This is a genomic window from Rhodococcus sp. HNM0569, assembly GCF_012726205.1.
Classification (GTDB): domain Bacteria; phylum Actinomycetota; class Actinomycetes; order Mycobacteriales; family Mycobacteriaceae; genus Rhodococcus_F.
In genome coordinates this window covers 18,507-37,413 of record NZ_JAASAE010000019.1, presented here as the reverse complement: position 1 = coordinate 37,413, position 18,907 = coordinate 18,507, and the positions used below count along the sequence as shown (strand labels likewise).

17 protein-coding genes and 1 riboswitch are annotated in these 18,907 nt (G+C 70.4%); of the genes, 7 read left to right on the top strand and 10 right to left on the bottom strand.

Annotated features, from left to right (window positions below; translation table 11 throughout):
* Positions 1–39: 39 nt before the first annotated feature.
* From HCA44_RS18980 to atzF, 4 genes are read left to right on the top strand one after another with little or no spacing between them, the layout of a single operon-like run.
* Positions 40–897 carry an urea amidolyase associated protein UAAP1 gene (locus tag HCA44_RS18980; RefSeq protein ID WP_169650886.1) on the top strand — a complete coding sequence of 286 codons (858 nt, stop codon included), beginning with the start codon at positions 40–42 and terminating at the stop codon, positions 895–897.
* Positions 894–1,514: an urea amidolyase associated protein UAAP2 gene (locus tag HCA44_RS18975; RefSeq protein ID WP_169650885.1), complete on the top strand. Its 621-nt coding sequence runs from the start codon at positions 894–896 to the stop codon at positions 1,512–1,514. Before HCA44_RS18980 ends, HCA44_RS18975 begins: the two co-directional genes overlap by 4 nt.
* Positions 1,507–5,082 carry an urea carboxylase gene (gene uca / locus HCA44_RS18970; RefSeq protein ID WP_169650884.1) on the top strand — a complete coding sequence of 1,192 codons (3,576 nt, stop codon included), beginning with the start codon at positions 1,507–1,509 and terminating at the stop codon, positions 5,080–5,082. The genes HCA44_RS18975 and uca overlap by 8 nt, the downstream gene beginning before the upstream one ends.
* Complete coding sequence (gene atzF, locus HCA44_RS18965) at positions 5,079–6,785, top strand: allophanate hydrolase (protein ID WP_169650883.1); 1,707 nt, start codon at positions 5,079–5,081, stop codon at positions 6,783–6,785. Before uca ends, atzF begins: the two co-directional genes overlap by 4 nt.
* A gap of 1 nt (position 6,786) precedes the next feature.
* Here the strand turns inward: atzF and HCA44_RS18960 are convergent, their stop codons facing one another.
* Complete coding sequence (locus HCA44_RS18960) at positions 6,787–7,572, bottom strand: helix-turn-helix transcriptional regulator (RefSeq protein ID WP_169650882.1); 786 nt, start codon at positions 7,570–7,572, stop codon at positions 6,787–6,789.
* Positions 7,573–7,695: 123 nt separating this feature from the next.
* Between HCA44_RS18960 and HCA44_RS21315 the strand changes: the two genes are divergently transcribed.
* The gene (locus HCA44_RS21315) at positions 7,696–8,415 is read left to right on the top strand and encodes a DUF1330 domain-containing protein (RefSeq protein WP_346764798.1); all 720 of its coding nucleotides are present in this window, start codon (positions 7,696–7,698) and stop codon (positions 8,413–8,415) included.
* 35 nt (positions 8,416–8,450) lie between these two features.
* Here the strand turns inward: HCA44_RS21315 and HCA44_RS18945 are convergent, their stop codons facing one another.
* A complete protein-coding gene (locus HCA44_RS18945) occupies positions 8,451–8,855 on the bottom strand; it encodes an SgcJ/EcaC family oxidoreductase (protein WP_169650881.1) in 405 nt (134 codons plus the stop codon).
* 115 nt (positions 8,856–8,970) lie between these two features.
* On the opposite strand from HCA44_RS18945, the gene HCA44_RS18940 reads away from it, so the two are divergent.
* Complete coding sequence (locus HCA44_RS18940) at positions 8,971–9,588, top strand: hypothetical protein (protein WP_240945651.1); 618 nt, start codon at positions 8,971–8,973, stop codon at positions 9,586–9,588.
* Positions 9,589–9,608: 20 nt separating this feature from the next.
* On the opposite strand, the gene HCA44_RS18935 is transcribed toward HCA44_RS18940, so the two are convergent.
* Positions 9,609–10,298: a pyridoxamine 5'-phosphate oxidase family protein gene (locus HCA44_RS18935; RefSeq protein WP_169650880.1), complete on the bottom strand. Its 690-nt coding sequence runs from the start codon at positions 10,296–10,298 to the stop codon at positions 9,609–9,611.
* 169 nt (positions 10,299–10,467) lie between these two features.
* On the opposite strand from HCA44_RS18935, the gene HCA44_RS18930 reads away from it, so the two are divergent.
* Positions 10,468–11,187 (top strand): hypothetical protein, encoded by a 720-nt coding sequence (locus HCA44_RS18930; protein WP_169650879.1) that lies wholly within the window; start codon positions 10,468–10,470, stop codon positions 11,185–11,187.
* A 5-nt stretch (positions 11,188–11,192) separates the two neighbouring features.
* Here the strand turns inward: HCA44_RS18930 and HCA44_RS21310 are convergent, their stop codons facing one another.
* From HCA44_RS21310 to HCA44_RS18895, 7 genes are all read right to left on the bottom strand, one after another.
* Complete coding sequence (locus HCA44_RS21310) at positions 11,193–12,710, bottom strand: ATP-binding cassette domain-containing protein (RefSeq protein WP_169650878.1); 1,518 nt, start codon at positions 12,708–12,710, stop codon at positions 11,193–11,195.
* Positions 12,707–13,534 (bottom strand): ABC transporter permease subunit, encoded by an 828-nt coding sequence (locus tag HCA44_RS18920; RefSeq protein ID WP_346764797.1) that lies wholly within the window; start codon positions 13,532–13,534, stop codon positions 12,707–12,709. The genes HCA44_RS21310 and HCA44_RS18920 overlap by 4 nt, the downstream gene beginning before the upstream one ends.
* Positions 13,531–14,481 carry an ABC transporter permease gene (locus HCA44_RS18915; protein ID WP_169650877.1) on the bottom strand — a complete coding sequence of 317 codons (951 nt, stop codon included), beginning with the start codon at positions 14,479–14,481 and terminating at the stop codon, positions 13,531–13,533. The genes HCA44_RS18920 and HCA44_RS18915 overlap by 4 nt, the downstream gene beginning before the upstream one ends.
* Before the next feature lie 25 nt (positions 14,482–14,506).
* Positions 14,507–15,277 (bottom strand): class I SAM-dependent methyltransferase, encoded by a 771-nt coding sequence (locus HCA44_RS18910; RefSeq protein ID WP_346764796.1) that lies wholly within the window; start codon positions 15,275–15,277, stop codon positions 14,507–14,509.
* The gene (locus tag HCA44_RS18905; protein WP_169650876.1) at positions 15,274–16,806 is read right to left on the bottom strand and encodes an ABC transporter substrate-binding protein; all 1,533 of its coding nucleotides are present in this window, start codon (positions 16,804–16,806) and stop codon (positions 15,274–15,276) included. Before HCA44_RS18905 ends, HCA44_RS18910 begins: the two co-directional genes overlap by 4 nt.
* A 112-nt stretch (positions 16,807–16,918) precedes the next feature.
* Positions 16,919–17,058, bottom strand: a riboswitch (cobalamin riboswitch).
* A 39-nt stretch (positions 17,059–17,097) separates the two neighbouring features.
* On the bottom strand, positions 17,098–17,745 hold the full coding sequence (locus HCA44_RS18900; protein ID WP_169650875.1) for a dihydrofolate reductase family protein: 648 nt from the start codon (positions 17,743–17,745) through the stop codon (positions 17,098–17,100).
* A 104-nt stretch (positions 17,746–17,849) separates the two neighbouring features.
* Complete coding sequence (locus tag HCA44_RS18895; RefSeq protein ID WP_169650874.1) at positions 17,850–18,803, bottom strand: DUF808 domain-containing protein; 954 nt, start codon at positions 18,801–18,803, stop codon at positions 17,850–17,852.
* Between the last annotated feature and the right edge of the window lie 104 nt (positions 18,804–18,907).

The window sequence follows — 18,907 nt, the reverse complement described above, 5'->3', positions numbered from 1 at the left end:
ACTTTCGATTGACCGACAGAAAATAGCCGGGAGGACACGATGAGCGTCGACCACGCGGAGACGAGCACGACGGAAGGTGCACGGGCCCACGCCCGCGCACAGGAAGAACTGGCCCGCGCCGCAACCGGACTCGCCGCCCCGACGGTCCCCGCGGCGGCCACGACCTCCGCCCCCTCGGGCGTCCCCGCAGACGACGTCGTGTGGGCCGACCTGGTGCCCGGAGGCGGCTACGCGCACCGAGTGCTCGCGCCGGGCACCGCGCTCCGGCTCACCGACGTCGAGGGAGACGCGTGCGCGTCGGTCGTCCTCTACAACGCCGACATGCCGTGGGAGCGTCTCAACGTCGCCGACACCGGGAAGGTCCAGTGGCAGGTCTATCCGGGCACCGGGTACGTCCTGCTGAGCGATCAGGGCCGTGTGCTGGCGACGCTCGTGCACGACGGCTCCGGCCGGCACGACACGCTCTACGGAACGTCGACGCGCGCCCGAAACGAACAGCGGTACGGCGACGGCGAACTGCAGGGGCCGAGTCCCGCGGGCCGCGAACTGCTGGCCGCGGCCGCAGCGAAGAACGGGCTCGGCCGCCGCGACCTGCCGCCGTGCCTGTCGCTGTTCCAGGGAATCCGGGTGGACGTGGACGGCCGTCCCGGCTGGCTGGGCTCGGCCGGTGCGGGCGCGAGCGTGACCCTGCGGACCGAGCTCCCGGTGATCGTGCTGATCGCGAACACCGCCCACCCGATGGACCCTCGCCCCGCCTACACGTCGAGCGCACTCGACATCGTCGCGTGGCGCGATCGCACCACCGGACCCGCCGACGCCCAGTGGTCGGCGTCGCCGGAAGCGCGTCGCGCATACGAGAACACCGTGGACTACCGAACGAGTAGGGGACTCCGATGACGATTTTCGGCACCGAGACCAGTCGAGAAACAGTCGCACCGCGCGCGCCGTGGAGCCGCGTCTTACGGAAGGGCGAGGTGTTGTCGATCGTCGACCTCGACGCGAACCAGGCAGTCGACTTCCTCGCCTACGCGGCCGACGACACCAGCCGTGCCTACAGTGCTCAGGCGACCCTCCAGGCGCAGGAGAGCGTCTATCTGACAACGGGAAGTGTTCTGCGCGACAACGAGTACGATCCGCTGCTCACGGTGGTGGCCGACGACGTGGGGCGGCACGACACCCTCGGTGGCGCGTGCTCACGCGAATCGAACACCTTGCGCTACGGCCATCACACCTACGCACAACACGCGTGTGCCGACAACTTCCTGATCGAACTCGGCCGGTACGGCATGGGCAAGCGGGATCAGGTGTCGAACGTCAACTGGTTCATGAACGTCCCGGTCGAACAGGACGGCACGCTCGGGATCGTCGACGGAATCTCGGCGCCCGGCCTGTCCGCGTCGCTGAGGGCCGAGAAGGACACCCTCGTGATCGTGTCCAACTGCCCGCAGATCAACAACCCGTGCAACGGTTTCGAACCCAGCCGAGCCGAAATGGTGGTGTACTCCGGTGTCTGATCGACGCAAGACCTTGCTGGTCGCCAATCGAGGCGAGATCGCCTGCCGCATCCTTCGTTCCGCGCATGAGCTCGGCTACCGAACGGTCGCCGTCTTCTCGGAGGCGGACCGCTCCGCCGCGCACGTGCGGCTCGCCGACGACGCGGTGTGGATCGGGCCGACGCCGCCGTCCGAGTCCTATCTGAACACCGAAGCGATCCTGTCGGCTGCCAAGGAGTGCGGAGCGGACGTGATCCATCCTGGCTACGGTTTCCTGTCCGAGGACGCCGATTTCGCCGCCGCGGTCGAAGGCAGTGGTATCGCGTTCGCAGGCCCGACGCCACAGCAGCTGCGCACATTCGGCGACAAGCACACCGCCCGCACCGCCGCGGTCGACGCCGGGGTGCCGGTGTTCGCCGGAACCGGGCTGCTCGAGGATGCCGACCATGCGGTGCGCGAGGTCGACCGCATCGGCCTTCCGGTCATGCTCAAGGCGACCGGCGGCGGTGGCGGCATCGGTATGACGGTGTGCCGTACCTCCGACGAGGTCCGTGACGCGTACGAGCGGGTCGCCGGGCTCGCGCTGCGTAGTTTCGGTTCGGCAGGCGTGTTCGCCGAGCGCTACGTCGAGCATGCACGGCACGTCGAGGTCCAGATCTTCGGCGACGGCGAGGGCGGTGTCGTCGTGCTCGGCGATCGCGACTGCTCACTGCAAAGGCGCAACCAGAAGGTGCTCGAAGAAGCGCCCGCACCCGCGCTGCCGGACCACGTGCGCGCGCACCTGCACGCATCCTCGCGCATGCTGGCGGCCGCAGCGCGCTACCGCTCGGCCGGCACCGTCGAATTCGTGTACGACGCGGAGCGCGAAGAAGCGTCCTTCCTCGAGGTCAACGCGCGGCTGCAGGTCGAGCACCCCGTCACCGAGGCGGTCACCGGGGTCGATCTCGTCGCGTGGATGCTGCGATTGTCCGCGGGGGATACGAGCGTCCTCGATCCGTACCGCGACACGGGCACGGTGCCCGTCCGTGGGCACGCGGTCGAAGCCCGCGTGTACGCCGAGGATCCGGCCGCCGATTTCCGGCCGAGCGCAGGCATTCTCACGCGTGTCCGGTATCCGGACGGCGACGGTATCCGCGTCGACGCGTGGGCGCGGACCGGCACCGACGTTCCCACCGCGTACGACCCGCTGCTCGCGAAGGTCGTCGCCCACGCACCGGATCGTGCCACCGCCCTGACGCGAATGACCGCAGCGCTCGGCGACACCCGGCTCGACGGCATCGAGGTCAACCTCGGCATGCTGCGTGCCGCGGTGGCATCGCCCGAGTTCGTCGCGGCCACGCACACCACCGCGACGCTCGCGGGCGTCGGCGACCCGGAGCCGCGGATCACGGTGCTGCGCGCCGGGTTGATGACCACCGTGCAGGACGCCGACGGCAGACTCGGTTTCTGGAAGGTCGGTGTCCCGCCGTCCGGCGCGATGGACGACCGGTCGTTGCGGCTCGCGAACGACGCACTCGGGAACGACACCGCCGCGGCGGGCCTCGAATGCACGTCCGGTGGCCCGGCACTGCGCTTCACGCACGAGACGTGGGTGTGCGTCACGGGTGCGCCCACCCCGGTCACCGTCGACGGAATGCCGGTGCCGCAGTGGGAGCCGGTGCGCGTGCCTGCCGGGAGCACTCTCGACATCGGTGACGCCGAAGTCGGGTTGCGCACCTACCTGGCGGTCGAAGGCGGGCTCGACGTTCCCGAATACCTCGGCAGTACTGCGACGTTCACGCTCGGCAAGTTCGGTGGGCACGGCGGCCGTGCATTGCGTCCGGGCGACGTGCTGCGCGCCCGGCACGCGGAACCGAGTTCGCGTCGAGCGGTCGATGCTGCCGCGCGGCCGCAGTTCGGCACGCACTGGGAACTCGCGGTCACCGAAGGGCCGCACGGCGCACCCGAATTCTTCACTCGCGCGGACATCGACCAGCTCTACGCCGCGCGCTACGAGGTGCACTTCAACTCGGCTCGCACCGGCGTGCGGCTCGTCGGCCCGAAGCCGGAGTGGGCGCGGCGCGACGGCGGTGAGGCCGGGCTGCACCCGTCGAACATCCACGACAACCCGTACTCGGTGGGCGCGCTCGACTTCACCGGCGACACCCCGATTCTCCTCGGTCCGGACGGCCCCAGCCTCGGTGGATTCGTGTGCCCGGTCACGGTGGTCTCCGCGGAGCGGTGGAAGCTCGGTCAGCTGCGGCCCGGCGACACCGTGTCGTTCGTGCCGGTGCAGGCCCGCGCCGTACCCGCCGCACGCGCGCTGACGCCGTACTCGATCGTATCCGGGCGCGACGGTGACGACGGCGTGCTCCGCCGTCTCGACGGTGACCCCGCCGTCACCTACCGCCGTCAGGGCGACGACTCGATTCTCGTCGAGTACGGCGACATCGTGCTCGATCTCGGCCTGCGCGCACGGGTGCACGCGCTCTACACGGCGCTCGTCGAGCTGCGGACGCCCGGCATCCTCGACCTGACTCCGGGTATCCGGTCGTTGCAGGTGCACGTGGATCCCGATGTCCTGCCGACGGCGCGGGCCCTCGGGCTGCTCGTCGAGCTCGAGGCCACGCTGCCCGCGGTCACCGAGCTCGTCGTCCCCAGCAGGCGTGTTCGGTTGCCGCTCAGCTGGGACGATCCGGCGACCCGCGAGGCGATCGAGAGGTACATGGCCGGGGTGCGCGACGACGCGCCATGGTGCCCGTGGAATATCGAATTCATCCGGCGCATCAACGGTTTGGACAGCGTCGACGATGTATTCCGCACCGTCTTCGACGCGTCGTACCTCGTGTTGGGGCTCGGCGACGTCTATCTCGGGGCACCGGTCGCGACGCCGCTCGACCCTCGGCACCGGCTCGTGACGACGAAGTACAACCCGGCGCGCACGTGGACGGCGGAGAACTCGGTCGGCATCGGCGGCGCCTACCTGTGCATCTACGGCATGGAGGGCCCGGGCGGCTACCAGTTCGTCGGGCGTACGACGCAGGTGTGGCGGACGCATCCCGTGCCCGGAACCGATCCGTGGCTGCTGCGGTTCTTCGACCGGATCAGCTGGTATCCCGTCTCGCCCGACGAACTGCTGGATCTCCGTGCCGATCTGGCGGCCGGACGCAGCGAGCTCGACGTCGTCGACGACACGTTCTCGCTCGCCGAGCATCAGCGTTTCCTCGACGACAATGCGGAGTCGATCGCGCAGTTCCGGGCCGGGCAGAGCGCGGCGTTCGACGAGGAGCGTCGGGCATGGGAGATCGCGGGTGAGTTCGATCGTGCGGCCGCGGCGGCCGATGCGGTGGTCGCCGACGTCGCGGAGGTCGAGGTACCCGACGGTGGTCAGCGAGTCGACGCGCCGTTCGTCGCGAACGTGTGGAAGGTCGACGTGGCAGTGGGGGACGTCGTGGAAGAAGGGCAGACGCTCGTGGTGCTCGAAGCGATGAAGATGGAAGCGCCGGTGGTCGCGCCTGCGAGTGGCGTCGTCACGAGTGTGCGCGCCGAGCCTGCCACGCAGGTCCATCCCGGCGACGCGCTCGTCGTGCTCGGGCCGGTGGCGTCGTGACCGGCCGCGGTGCGGCCTACCGCCACCGCCCCGAGGCGTTCGTGCACCGCCGCGGCGAGGACGCCGTCGCCGCCGACCTGGCCCGCGCGCGGGGGCCGCTCACGGGCCTGCGCCTCGCGGTCAAGAACAACGTCGACGTCGCCGGATTCCCCACGACGGCCGGCTGTCCCGCCTTCGCATCGGATCCGGCCGGTCAGGACGCGACGGCCGTGCGGCGGCTCGTCGCGCAGGGTGCCGTCGTCGTCGGCACCACGAATCTCGACCAGTTCGCGACCGGGCTCGTCGGGCAGCGCAGCCCGTACGGCGGCGTGCGCGACGTGCGGCGCGAGACGCACGTGTCGGGTGGATCGAGTTCGGGCTCGGCGGTCGCGGTCGCGTCCGGTGCCGCCGACCTCGCGATCGGCACCGACACGGCGGGCTCGGGCCGCGTGCCCGCCGCCTATCAGGGGATCGTCGGGATCAAGCCGACTCTCGGCGTCGTGTCGACCGACGGCGTCGTGCCCGCGTGCCGGTCGTGGGACGCCGTCACGATCATGGCCCGCGACCTCGACACCGCCGACGCGGCGATGGGAGTGATGGCAGGCGGCGACGGCACGCGGCCGTGGCCCGCCGACGTGCCGCTCGCGGCGCCCGAGAAGGCCCGCGTCGCGGTGCCGGCGGAGCTACCCGCGATGGCGCCCGGTTGGGCCGGGGCCTTCCGTGCCGCGGAGGCACGGTTGCGCGCTGCGGGCTGCGATGTCGCGGCTGTCGACTTCACACCCTTCCTCGCCGCAGCGCGGTTGCTGTACGACGGCGCGTTGGTGGCCGAAAGGCACGCTGCTGTCGGCGAGTTCGTCGACGAGCATCCCGGTGACGTCGATCCTACGGTTGCTGCCATCGTGTCCGCGGCGGGTCGCGTGTCCGGCTCGGACTACGTGCGGGACGTCGCCCGGTTGCAGCAACTGCGCGACGCATGCGCCGCCGTCCTCGGTGGATACGATGCGCTGCTCGTGCCGACCGCACCGTTCCAGCCGACGATCGCAGAGGTCGCCGACGAGCCGGTCGGCGTGAATTCCCGCGTCGGCACGTACACGAACTTCTGCAATCTGTTCGACCTGTGCGCCGTCGCGGTGCCGTCCGGGACGGTCGACGAGGGCGAGGCAGGCGTCGCGCAGTTCGGCGTGACGGTGCTGGCCCCGGCTTTCCACGACGCGGTCGCACTCGACCTCGCGAGGCGCGTGACGGTTCCGTCCGTCTCGGTGGCCGTCGAAGAGGCGGCGCCGCCGCTGCCCCGGCCGACGGTCCCGTGGCCCGTCGCGGCGGGAGTGTCGTGCGTCGAGCTGTTCGTGGTCGGTGCGCACCTGCGGGGCCAGCCGCTCGAACCGGAACTGCGTGCGCTGGGCGCGCGGTGGGCGGGTGCCGCCCGCACCGCCCCGCACTATCGACTCGGTGCTCTCGACACGACACCCCCGAAACCTGGGCTCGCCCGCGTCGCCGCCGACGGGGCATCCGTCGCCGGTGAGTTGTGGCAGCTCTCGCATGGTGCGCTCGGCCGGTTCCTCGCGGCGCTCCCGGCGCCGATGAACCTCGGCCGCGTCGAACTCGCGGACGGGCAGTGGGTCGTCGGATTCGGTTGCGCCGCCGATGCACTCGACGGTGCCGAGGACATCACACGGTTCGGCAGCTGGCGTGCCTACCTCGACGCGCGTGCGGCCACAGTGTGAGTCAGCGCCCCGCGGCGGCGGCGAAGAAGTCGCGTGTCGCATCGTCCGAGGGATGGAACGACTCGATCGCGATCTCGGAGACCGTGACATCGCGGGGCGTGCCGAAGACCGTGGTGGTACTGAACAGCGACAGCACGGTGTCGCCCGCCGTGATCGTGAGCGGGACGAGGAGTGCGGACGGGTCGTGTGTGTCGTCCTCGCCGCCGGGATATCCGGTGAGCTCGTCGAGCAGCGCCGCGGTGGACGCGTCGGCCGTCACTGCGATCTCGCGGCGCAGTCGGTCCAGGAGATGGGTGCGCCACTGGGCCAGGTTGACGATGCGCGGTGCGAGTCCGTCGGGGTGCAGGCTCAGCCGCAGCACGTTGACCGGCGGCTCGAGGAGGTGCGGCGCTGCCCCCTCGGTCAGCAAGGCCACGGCGTCGTTGCCGGCGATCATGTCCCACTCCCGGTCCACCACGACGGCGGGGAAAGGCAGATGCGCGTCCAGGATCCGGTCGATCGCGTCGCTCACGGCCGCCATCGGCGTGTCGGTGAGTGCCCGCGACGGATAGCTCGGCGCGTGACCGGCCGCGAGCAGCAACGTATTACGTTCGCGCAGCGGAACATCCAGGTGTTCGGCGAGACGCAGCACCATGTCCGCCGTCGGCCGCGAGCGGCCGCTCTCGACGAAGCTCAGGTGCCGCGTCGACACCTCGGCGACGTTCGCGAGGGCGAGTTGGGTGAGCCGCCTGCGCTCGCGCCATCCGCGAAGCAGATGGCCGACAGGTTCGGTGGCGACGTCTGTCATGACCCCGACACTAGCGCCGGCGGCGACGTCGAGGCATTACCTCGGAGGTAATCGACGCGGGCCGGCGGGGAGGGAATCGTCGACGGCAGTGGCGATCCGCCACTCCCGACGAAAGGAACGGTCATGACCATCGGCTCCCCGAACGGCAGCGGCATCCGGCTCGACCCCGTCGACACCGTGGTGACGCGCTACATCGCGGCGTGGAACGAGACGGATCCGAACCGCCGCGCGGACATCGTCCGGGAGGTGTTCACGGACGACGCACGCTACTGCGATCCGCTGGCCTCCGCTGCCGGCCACGCCGAGATCGGCGCGATGATCGGTGCGGTGCAGCAGCAGTTCCCCGGCATGGTGTTCACCCTTGCAGGACCCGTCGACGCCCATCACGACCAGGCGCGGTTCGGATGGGCGCTCGGTGTACCGGGTGAGCCACCCGCCGCACTCGGCTTCGACGTCGTCGAGAGCGACGAGAACGGCAGGTTCACCAGTGTTCTCGGCTTCCTCGATCCCGTACCGACGGGAGTCAAGGGCTACGGCCTCGCGATCCTGCGGGATGTGCACATGGGTGCCGAGATCCGGGAGTACCTCGAACGCATCGACGCGACGCTCGCGGCGCACGGGGGTCGTTTCCTGGTGCACGGAAGCAAGGCCACGCCGGTCGAAGGCGACTGGGAGGGTGACGCGATCGTCGTCGAGTTCCCGTCGCCCGCAGCGCTGCGCGCGTGGTACCGCTCACCCGAGTACCAGGCGATTCTCCCGCTGCGCTCCGAGAACTCGGACAGCACTGTCGTTCTGCTCGACGGCGCAGGTGAATACCACCGCGCCACCGACATTCTGGCGTGAGCCCGGCAACACGGTGACCCCGGTCGACCGTGAGCTCAGTGCGCGACGACGGGAGTGTTCTGGCAGAACGTGAGGAGCCACGGGTCCTCGTCGTTCTTGGTCATGCCGTACATGGGTGACCCCTCGGACTGGAGCACTCCGTCGTTCGACCAATAGCGTTGGCGCACTTTCACGACCGCGACGTCGTGCCGGAAGAACCGGATGAAGAAGACCTCGTACGTCGCATAGCCGTTCGCCGTCGCTCCGGGCAGGGTCTTGCGGGTGAACGCCTCGATCTCGTCGCGGCCGTCGAGGAAGACGCCCGCACCGGTGGTCCACACGGCGTCGGGGTGGAAGAGGGCGACGAATCCGGCGACGTCCTCATCCCGCTGCGCTCGTTCGACCGCGGCAACCACGGCCCGCACTGCGTCCTGATCGGCCTGGGTGTCTGGTTCGGTCATGGTGCCAGTATTCGGTGTCGAGGGCATCCGACGCCGGGGAACGACACACATGGGAGGGAGAGTCCGGGCGGCCCGCGACTTGTGCCGGGCGCCCGAATGGTTGTTCACTTACCGCATGACTACCAGACGAATCGGGGCATCGGCGGTAGCCGGAACACTGCTCGCGGTGGGCTTGGCGGCCGCACCGTCCGCGGCGGCGGGGCCGCCGCCCAGCGGGGCCGACGGCAGTTCCCCGGGGTGCATCGTCGACGAGGGAAACCGCGACGCGACGGTCGAGGCGCTGAAGTACCACTGCTCGAGCGAAGAGATCATGGCGCTGTTCGAGAGCGCGCCGGTCGGCGAGGCGCCCACCGGAACCAAGACCATCACGCTGCTTCCGGTCTTCCAGTTGGGCGGACGGGTCGTCGGCTACGACAACGCGCAGGCCCTCTCCACTGCGCAGAACGAGCTCGGCAAGTCGCTCACCTTCACGACCACGCCCGCGGGCGATCCGTGGGTGCACAAGAACTACGTGTGGGGTGACGACGCAGGCGGGCCGTTCGAACCCGGCACGTCCCGCATCGACGGTGGGCCTGCCTGGACCGCGAACTTCGAACGGGACTTCGGCGGGGTACCGATCAGCATTCACGAGTACCGCCAGCTCACGCCGGACGTGTGGATCGGCCGCGACATCGGTGGCGGCTCACCGGAACGGTCGAGTGGCCCGACCGGTGGAGCGTTCGTGCTGAGCTGACGACCGGCGACGACCGGTCCTCATCGCGAAGAATCGGCGTCCGGGGCGCGGCGGCCGAGTTCGGAGTGCAGCCGTGCGTTCTCGGCCTCGAGCTCGGCGATACTCTCGCGTAGCGCCGCGATCTCCTCGCGTTCGAGAGCGAGCGCTTCGTCGAGCCGCTGCTTGTCGTAGCGGGGCGTGATGTGGCTGGTGCAGTTCCAGTCGAAGCCGTGCACCTCGATCGTGACCAGGCGGTCGATCCGGCTGCGGATCACTCGGTCGCCGAGCGACAGCAGTTGCTCGGCGAGCCGGGGGTCGTCGTCCGGTGTGCACTGCCGCGCGCGTCCGAAGATCTTGAGCCGTCGACGAAGGGGATAGTCGACCAGGAACAGGGCCACCCGGTCGTCGCCGTCGATGTTGCCCGCGGTGACGTACTGGCGGTTGCCCGCGAAGTCGGCGAACCCGATCGTGTGCGAGTCGAGGACGTGCAGGAACCCTCGCGGACCGCCGCGATGCTGGATGTACGGCCAGCCCGTCGGCGTGACGGTGGCGAGAAAGAAGCTGTCGACGCCGGCGACGAACGACTTCTCGCGCACATCGAGCGGGGTGGGCGCGCCGTCGGCGTCGGAGTTCTCCGCCTGCACGCCGTACGTCGAGTAACTGCCGGCGACGCGCTGGCGTTCGGCGGTCGGCCCCCGGAACGCGATACCGGGATAGCTGTTCGACATCATGCTCCTCGACTCGACTGTGGTGCCCCCGAGGCTACTCGCCGGTAGCCGGGGGGCCTGCGGGTCGTCGACCTGGCGAAACCTGTCCGCCCTCGGCGCCTTCCTGGATATCGTCGAGGAGGCGACACCGTTCGACGGCGCCGCGAAGGACTAGCGGAAGGTCGGCCCGCCCATGCTGAAGGTGATTGTTGCCGGGATTCTCGGATTCGGCACGGCGCTCGGCGCCTCGGCCGTGGTTGCCGGTCCCGCATCGGCGGGCCCGGTGGGATGCCAGGCGTGGAACGACACCGTACAGAGCCAGTCCGGCGCATCGGACTGCCTCGCGCGCGCCGACGACAGCTCCGCCGCCAACGCCTACGGCACGTGGGGTGCCGCCGTGGCCGACGCGGCTGGATCGTCGGCGGCAGCCGCACACGGTCTGTTCGGCGATGCGAGCGCTGCGGCAGCGCAGGAGAGCGCGGCCGGGTCGTACGGTGTCGGCGGCGATGCGGCCGCCACCGCGGTCGACGGGGCCGCATCGACGTCCGCGGCGTTCGGTGGTCGGGCCGACGCGTCGGCAGCGGGCGAGTGGGCGGCGTCGACGTCGGTGTCCCTGTTCGGCGGCGACGCCACGAGCAGCGCCACCGCAGGCAGCGCGGCGTCCGCCTTCGCGTTCTTCGGCGGCACCGTTGACGATGCCTCCGCCCGCGGCGGCGCCGCACAGACAGCCGTCTCCGTCGGTCCGCACGCGGTGGCGCAGTCGAGTCACGGAGATGCGGGGACCGCGGTCGCGGGCCCGTACGGAACCGCGCGGCTGACCGACGCGAGTGCCGTGCCGACCTGTTCCGGCCCCAGCTTCGTCGTCGACCACACAACCGGCGAGTGGTGTGCCGAGCTCGTCCCCACTCGGTGACCGGCTCACGACCGAGAGTGCACCGCGGCGGGCTCTCCCGACGGTGCCGGTTCGAACGAGAGTCCGTCGGCGGCGAGCAGTCGGTGCAGGCCGGGCGAGCCGTGTGCCCAGTCGCCGGTTTCGAGATCGTCGGTCACCTCCCCGCGACCGAGCACGATCAGCCGGTCGGCGCGTCCGGTCAACGCACGAAGGTCGTGCCCGATCAGGACGACCGCGGTGCCGATTTCGCGGCGCAACACGTCGATTTCGTCCAGGATCAACTCGGCAAGCGGTCGCTCGAGGCCGGTCGTCACCTCGTCGCACAGCAGCACGCGCGGCCGTGCGATGCTCGCGCGGGCCAGCGCGACACGACGCAACTGTCCACCCGAAAGCGCGTCCGGCAGCCGCGACGCCTGCTCTCCGTCGATGTCGAGTCGCCGCAGGATCGCACGAGCCTCGGTCCTCGCCGCCGCCGTCGACAGGCCGCGCAACTGCACCGCCGTGCGCAGCACCTGGTCCACGACGGGGCGGTCCGGCTCGAACGACGCACGCACCTCCTGACATACGTATTGCACGTCCGCGAGCGTCGCGCGTGGGCGACGGGACAAACGAGGTAACGCTCTGCCGTCCAGAGTGATACGGCCGTGCGACAACGGCGCGAGGCCGGTGACCGCGCGCGCGAGCGTGGTCTTGCCGGAGCCCGACGGGCCGACGAGGGCGACCAGCTCACTGCGTCGTGCCGACAACGAAACACCCTGCAGCACAGTGGAACGGGACATCCGGATGGTGACCGCATCGACGGTGAGCACCGCATCCTCGACCGGCACCGAGGGTCGCGGCCCGCCGGAGAGGTCGTCGGGACGGGGGTACGGCACGAACCGGCCGTCGCGCACACCGAGGATCTCGTCACCCAGCTCGTGGGCGACGACATCGTCGTGCGTCACGAGCAGGAGTGCCATCCCTCGGGCGCGCACGTCGGCCAGTGCATCGACGAGCAGTCGGCGACTGACCGTGTCGAGCCCGGTCGACGGCTCGTCGAGCACCAGGACGTCCGGCCGCGCCGCGAGCACCTGGGCAAGCGCGAGGCGCGTCCGTTGCCCGCCGGAGAACTCGAACGGGAACCGTCGCGGCCACATCCGTCTGTGCCGCTCGTCGACGGGAAACGCTGCGCGCGACAACAGATCGTCGACCTGGCGAGCACGCCAGGCCTTCCGCGCCCGGTACCCACGGGGTGGATCACCGTGCAGCGCAGCGAGTTCTCCGAGGGCCGTGCCCACCCGACGGGCAGGATTGAGGGTGAGCGCCGCGTCCTGAGGCAGGTGCGCGACGCGGCAGCCGGGCGCGATCTCGATCGAACCCGACACGGTGAGGTGCGGCGCCGACACGCCCGCGACGGCCGCGGCGATGGTGGTCTTGCCCGCGCCCGACGGTCCGACGAGTGTGACGACGCGCCCCGCATGGAGATCGAGGTCGACGCCGGAGACGAGCGGCGCGCCGCCCGCGTGCACCGCAAGGTCGCGAACCCGCACGCGCGGCGCCGTCACGACGGCACCGCCGCGGGATCCGGTGTGGAGCGCAGACGCCGGCGCATCGAGAGTTGTTCGTCGAGAAGCAGGTTGACGCCGAGGACGAGCGAGACGACGAGGCCCGCGGGCAGTGCAACCGACCACGGCGCGACGAACAGCCCGTCCTTGTTCGCGGCGACCGACACCGCCCAGTCGGTCGAAGTCGTGTCGAAGCCGATGCCGAGGAAGTTGGCCGACGCGAGCACGTAGAGCGCGGCCACGAGACGCACTCCGACGTCCGCCGCGACCGGGCGCGCGAGTCGACGCCGCGCATGACCCGCGTAGCGCCGCGTCGCGCCGACGCCCTGGAGACGCAGGGTCTCCATCGCGGGACTCTGCACGACACCGCGCGCCGCCATACGCACGAACCGGGCGATCGGTGGCACCAGCGTGGCACCGACCGCGACGGCGATCGCCACCCGTGATCCGTCCGTGCGCAGCGCGACCACCAGGACGACCAGCAGCGACGGCAGGCACAGCACCACGTCGAGCGGTCGCATCACGAGATCCTCGACCCAGTGCCGCGTCGTCGCCGCGGCGGCGAGCCCGGCGATCGCTCCCACGAGATATGCGACGAGCACGGTGACCACCGTCGTCACCACGAGTGGTCGCCCGCCTTCGAGTGCCGCCGCGAGCACGTCGCGGCCGAGCCGGTCGGTGCCGAAAGGCGACCATGTCGACGGGCCGAACGGAGGCTGGCTCGTCGACGGCGCCGACGACGCGAGCCACGGCCCGCACAGGGCGACGACCAGCGGTATCGCGACGAGCACGGCAGCCGCGCCGCGTCGTACCCGGCGCTTCACGTGCGCACCTGACGCGGCACCATGCGATGCCCCAGCACGTCGATCGCGGCATTGACGGCGATCGTCACGAGCCCGGTGAGCAGCACGATCGCGAGCACGACAGGCTGGTCGCGGTTGCCGATCGCGTCGATGAGCGTCGTCGCCACACCGGGGACCACGAACACGGCCTCGACGACGAGCACGCCCGACAGCAGACTGTCGCTCGTACGGCCGAGATCCTGCATCGCGGGGCCGAGCGCATTCGGCGCGACGTGCCGCAGCAACAACGACCGGCGTGGCACTCCGAGGTGGCGTGCCTGCACGATGTACGGCGCCGACATCTCGTCGATCACGCCTGCCCGCACGAGTCGGACGAGCGGAGCGGCGACACGGCAGGTCATGACGAACAGCGGCAGCACCAGGACCGCGGGGGCGGCGACCACGTCGGCGACGCTCATGCCCGCGAAGGTCGGCGGGAACAGCCCGGCCTCGACCGCGACGTACGACACGAGGACGATCGCGAGCACGAAATCGGGAATCGAGTCGAACGCGATGCTCACGGTCGTGACGGTTCTGTCCCACAGCGTGTCCGGGTTCAGTCCGGCGAGGAAACCCGCACCGCCCGCGACGGGCAGGAGCAGCAGTGTCGTGACCACCGCGAGTACGGCCGACGTGGCGAACGACTCGGCGATCACCTCCGTGACCGGCCTGCCCTGTGTGAACGACATGCCGAAATCACCGGTGGCGGCGTGCGTGCACCACGACACGAATCGCTCGAGCGGAGCGACGTCGAGACCGAGCAGGTGCCGCGTCTCGTCCCGTTGTTCGGCGCTCGTGAAGTCGCCCACCTGGACGTCGGCGGCATCGCCCGGCAGCCACAGCGACAGCACGAACACCAGCGCCAGCAGCATCCCGATCTGCGCCACGGCGATTCCCGCGCGGCGTGCGGCGAAACGTCCGATCGTCATTGCGGCCCAGTCTGATTCGGCCGCGTCACCGGGGAGCGGTGGCGACGACGATCCGATCGTCGCCGACCTGCCACACGATGCCTGCCTCGGCGAAACCGCCCTCGCGCGCGAATGCGACGTAGTCGTGCACCGACGGCCGGTCGGTGACCACGTGCTCGAAGCCGCCTGCCCGTTCGCGCACCAGTTCCGCGAGTTCCGGTGCGGCGTCGACGGCGTCCCACCACGCCTGCCAGTCCTCCGCCTGCCGGGTGCCGCGCCGCTGCGCCCGCCGCGCGGTGAGCGCACGCAGGAGGTCGTCGAGCCCGGGCGCCGCCGCACCCTCGTACAGGTGGTCGGCATCGACGAGCACGCCGCCAGGAGCGATCGTGCGGGCGCACTCGGCGAACACTGTGCGCAGCGGCCCGGCGTCCATCCAGTGCAGTGCCGTCGAACTGACGTACGCGTCCGGGGCTCGGTCGAGGTCGAGTCGCGCGAACCAGCCGGGCTCGCGCAGGTCGGCGAGAACGGTGCGAATCCGGCTGTCGGGCCGCGCGATCGAGCCCAGCTCGAGCAGCAGCGGGTCCGCGTCGACACCGACGACCCGTGCAGCCGGGATGCGGTCGACCAGCCGATGCGCGAGCGACCCCGGGCCGATGCCGAGATCGACCACGAGCGGGTCCGGCCGCCCGAGCACCTCGTCGAGCACGTCGAGCACGACGTCGAACCGCTCCTCCCGATCGGGCATGTAGTGACCCTGCTGCCGATCCCATCGGTCGAGCCATGCGGTGGCCTGTGCCTGCGTGGGACGTCCGTTCACGCCGTCACCTCGTCGAAGCGCGCCCAGTCGAAGGCATTCGGGACCCCGGCGGGCGCGTTGTCGACGCCCGATCGGTAGGCGGTGAGCCACGGTGTCGTCGCCCAGAAGACGAAACCACCCCGGTCGTGAAGGATCTCGTGCAACTCGCGATACATCGCCGTGCGGGTCTCGGTGGAACGCTCGCGCTGCGAGCGTGCGTAGAGGTCGTCGAATGCGGGATCCGCCCACTGCGTGAAGTTCTTCGGCGCGGTACTCAGCAGACGTGACGCGAAGTGGTAGGGGATCGACAGCGGGCCCGACTGGCCCATGGTCATGTGGCCCTTGGTGAGTGCGTCGGTGTAGTACGTGTCCTTCGAACCCTGGGTCACCCTGACGGTCACGCCGATCGCCTGCGCCTGCCGCGCGAACAGTTGCGCTGCTTCCACGAATCCGCTCGCGACCGGTGCGACGTACAACTCGAACGACAGGTCGGATGCTCCGGCCTTACGCAGCAATGACTTCGCCTCGTCCGGGTCGTACCGGTGCGGCGGCAGGTCGTCGGGGTAGTACGCGTAGCCGCGGCCGAAGATGTCGTCGGACACCTCGCCCGAGCCCTGCAGCGCGACCTTCACCAGTTCGTCGCGGTCGACCAGGAGCATCATCGCGCGCCGCACGTCGGCATTGTCGAAAGGCGGACGGTCGGTCTTCATCGCGAAGTAGAGGATGCCGCTGTTCGCCGTGCTGTGCACGGTGACATCGCCGTCCGACTCGAGGGTGCGGCCCGCGGAGGGGGACAGGTTGTCGACGAAATCGGCCTGCCCGGTGCGTACGGCCGCGAGCCGCGCATCCTGGCCCGCGCTCAGGATGCGGAGCGTCTCGATGTTCGCCGCGCCGTCCCAGTAGTCGTCGTACCGGGTGGCAACGAACTCGCGACCGGGTGTGAAGGACTCGAAGCGGAACGGGCCCGTGCCCACCGGACGGCTGAAGTCGGTGGCGCCGTGCTTGACGATCCGGGTGCCGTACGCGGTGAGCTGACTCGGCAGCTCGAACGACGGGTACTTCAGCTGCAGCTCGACGGTGTGCGGGTCGAGTGCGCGCGAGTTGGCGAGGTCGACCGACGACAGTGTCGTCGCGGCGACGAACGGCTGCGCCTCGCTCTGCCTGCCGAGGATGCGCGCGAGGGTGTAGAGGACGTCGTCCGCGACGAGAGGGCTGCCGTCGTGCCAGGTGGCTTCGCGCAGGCCGATGCGCCACACGGTGCCGTCGGCGTTCGGCTCGGCGCCCGTCGCGAGTCGAGGTATCGGCTGCATGTGCGAGTCGACCTCGAACAGGCCGTCGTAGAGGTGCTTGACGCGCGCTTCGTCGACGAACATCGTCCCGGTGCCCGGGTCGATGGTTTCGCTCGCGCCCGCACCCTCGTACATCGCGGTGAAGCGACCGGTCGAGGACGCGCTGCCGGAGCCGCACGCACCCAGCGCGAAGGCACCGGCGAGGCCGAGCGTGCCGCCGAGGAACGCGCGGCGCCCGAACACCGGCACGGATGTGGTCATGGATTCGTCTCCCGTCGCGACGTGGCGCGGGCACAGGAGACGTCGAGGGCCGGCGCGACGCGCGCACAGCGCAGCGACGTCCGACGCTCGGGTGGTCATCCCGCGTGACCGTGCCGAGAACTGATTCGCGCGGCGGTATCTGGCTACGGTCGAATCGACCTCACAGTTGCGGGGCAGCGCCGGATTCGCACCGGCTTCCCGTGACGCGCACCGGCCACTGTAGCCCGGCGTTCCTGCCGGGGATCGAGGCGGGCCACCGTGGTGCGAGACGCTGCGACGCGGTCCCGGCGCTCACTTCCGCCAGAACAGGTGATGCACCACTCCACTCGGGCTGGGCACCACGTCCACGTGGAATCGGTCGCGCAGCTCGTCGGGCGATTCCCACAGGCGTGAGCCGCCACCGAGTTCGATGTGCGGTGAGACCGCGACGTGCAGGGTGTCGACCAGGTCGGCATCGAGGAACTCCCGGACGACGGTCGCGCCGCCACCGAGCCGGACGTCCTTGCCGTCCGCGGCCGCGCGGGCACGCTCGAGCACCGTCGCGGGGTCGTCGTCGACGAAGTGGAAGGTGGTGTCGCCGAGCGTGAAGGACGGGCGCAGGTGATGGGTCATCACGAACACCGGCGTGTGGAACGGCGGCTCGTCGCCCCACCAGCCGCGCCACTCGTCGTCTTCCCACGGGCCCCGCTGCGGGCCGAACTTGTTGCGGCCCATGATCTCGGCGCCGATGCCGTGGTGGAAGTCCCGCGTCAGGTAGTCGTCGAGGCCGCGGCTGCCGCCGGAATCCGTGCGCCCCGGCCAGCTCGCCGTGGCGGCCGCCCACGCGGACATCTCGCCCGGGTCGGCGTGCCCGAACGGGTGCTCGAGGCTCTGGTTCTCGCCCGCGCCGTACCCGTCGCGCGACACGGTGAAATTCTGCACCTTCAACAGCTGGGCCACTGCTCTACCTCCCACTCGCGTAAGTCTCTTCGGAGTACCGACCGGGCGACCCGGCCGAACTCATCGGTGCGCGGGTCGGGCCGGCGGCGGACTCACACGGGCCCTCAGTGCGCTGTGCTGTCCTTCTTCCGCTTCGGCAGCAGATGCACGATCAGCACGACGAGCGCACCGAGCGCCAGGCCGACGAGTGCGGACGTCACGGTGCCCGCCGTCCACGACAGCACACCGCCGACGCCGCCGTGGACGAGTTCGCCGAACCAGTGCTCGAGATCGTGCAGGCGGTCGGCGGGCCAGTGGAAGCCTGCCTCGCCGACGTTGACGAGCAGAATGTGGCCGCCGACCCACAGCATCGCGGCGATGCCGACGACGGTGAGCACCGACATCACCTTCGGCATCGCGGCGACCAGGCCGCGGCCGACGCGTCGGCTGAATGCGGACTTGCGGCCGGCCAATGCGAGGCCCATGTCGTCCATCTTCACGATCAGCGCGACGACGCCGTACACGAGCGCGGTGATGACGATCGCGACGACGATCAACACCAGCAGTCGCGTGAAGAACGGCTCGTTCTCGACCGAGGACAGCGAGATCACCATGATCTCGGCGGACAGGATGAGGTCGGTGCGGATCGCGCCGCTGACCATGGCCTTCTCGCGTTCGGGACCGCTCTGCCCTTCGGCGGCCGCCTCGTCCTCGTGGTGCCCGCCGGTGATCGCTTCGTAGACCTTCTCGGCGCCCTCGAAGCACAGGAACAGGCCGCCCGCGATCAGCAGATACGGCAGCGCCTGCGGCAGGAACTCGCTGAGGATCATCGCGACCGGCAGGATGATCAGCAGCTTGTTGCGGATCGATCCCAGGGCGATCTTGCGGATGATCGGCAACTCCCGCTTCGGGGAGAACCCGTGCACGTAGCGGGGGGTGACGGCGGTGTCGTCGACCACCACGCCCGCTGCCTTGACGCTCGCGCGGCCTGCCGCGGCGCCGACGTCGTCGATCGAGGCCGCCGCCACCTTCGCGATCGCCGCGACGTCGTCCAACAGGGCGACGAGACCTCCAGCCACGGGGAACCTCCCACACTCCGGGTGCGCAGACCCGCTCCGACGACGCGCGGTCGCGGGTCGACTGGGAAAACCGTACCGAACGTGTGCGAGCGCGTGCTCGTCGT

Excerpts from the sequence above, each read along its gene's own strand:
- HCA44_RS18980 (WP_169650886.1), top strand. The coding sequence starts at position 40 with ATGAGCGTCGACCACGCGGAGACGAGCACGACGGAAGGTGCACGGGCC.
- HCA44_RS18975 (WP_169650885.1), top strand. The coding sequence starts at position 894 with ATGACGATTTTCGGCACCGAGACCAGTCGAGAAACAGTCGCACCGCGC.
- HCA44_RS18960 (WP_169650882.1), bottom strand. The coding sequence starts at position 7,572 with ATGACAGACGTCGCCACCGAACCTGTCGGCCATCTGCTTCGCGGATGG.
- HCA44_RS21315 (WP_346764798.1), top strand. The coding sequence starts at position 7,696 with ATGACCATCGGCTCCCCGAACGGCAGCGGCATCCGGCTCGACCCCGTC.
- HCA44_RS18945 (WP_169650881.1), bottom strand. The coding sequence starts at position 8,855 with ATGACCGAACCAGACACCCAGGCCGATCAGGACGCAGTGCGGGCCGTG.
- HCA44_RS18940 (WP_240945651.1), top strand. The coding sequence starts at position 8,971 with ATGACTACCAGACGAATCGGGGCATCGGCGGTAGCCGGAACACTGCTC.
- HCA44_RS18935 (WP_169650880.1), bottom strand. The coding sequence starts at position 10,298 with ATGATGTCGAACAGCTATCCCGGTATCGCGTTCCGGGGGCCGACCGCC.
- HCA44_RS18930 (WP_169650879.1), top strand. The coding sequence starts at position 10,468 with ATGCTGAAGGTGATTGTTGCCGGGATTCTCGGATTCGGCACGGCGCTC.
- HCA44_RS18915 (WP_169650877.1), bottom strand. The coding sequence starts at position 14,481 with ATGACGATCGGACGTTTCGCCGCACGCCGCGCGGGAATCGCCGTGGCG.
- HCA44_RS18905 (WP_169650876.1), bottom strand. The coding sequence starts at position 16,806 with ATGACCACATCCGTGCCGGTGTTCGGGCGCCGCGCGTTCCTCGGCGGC.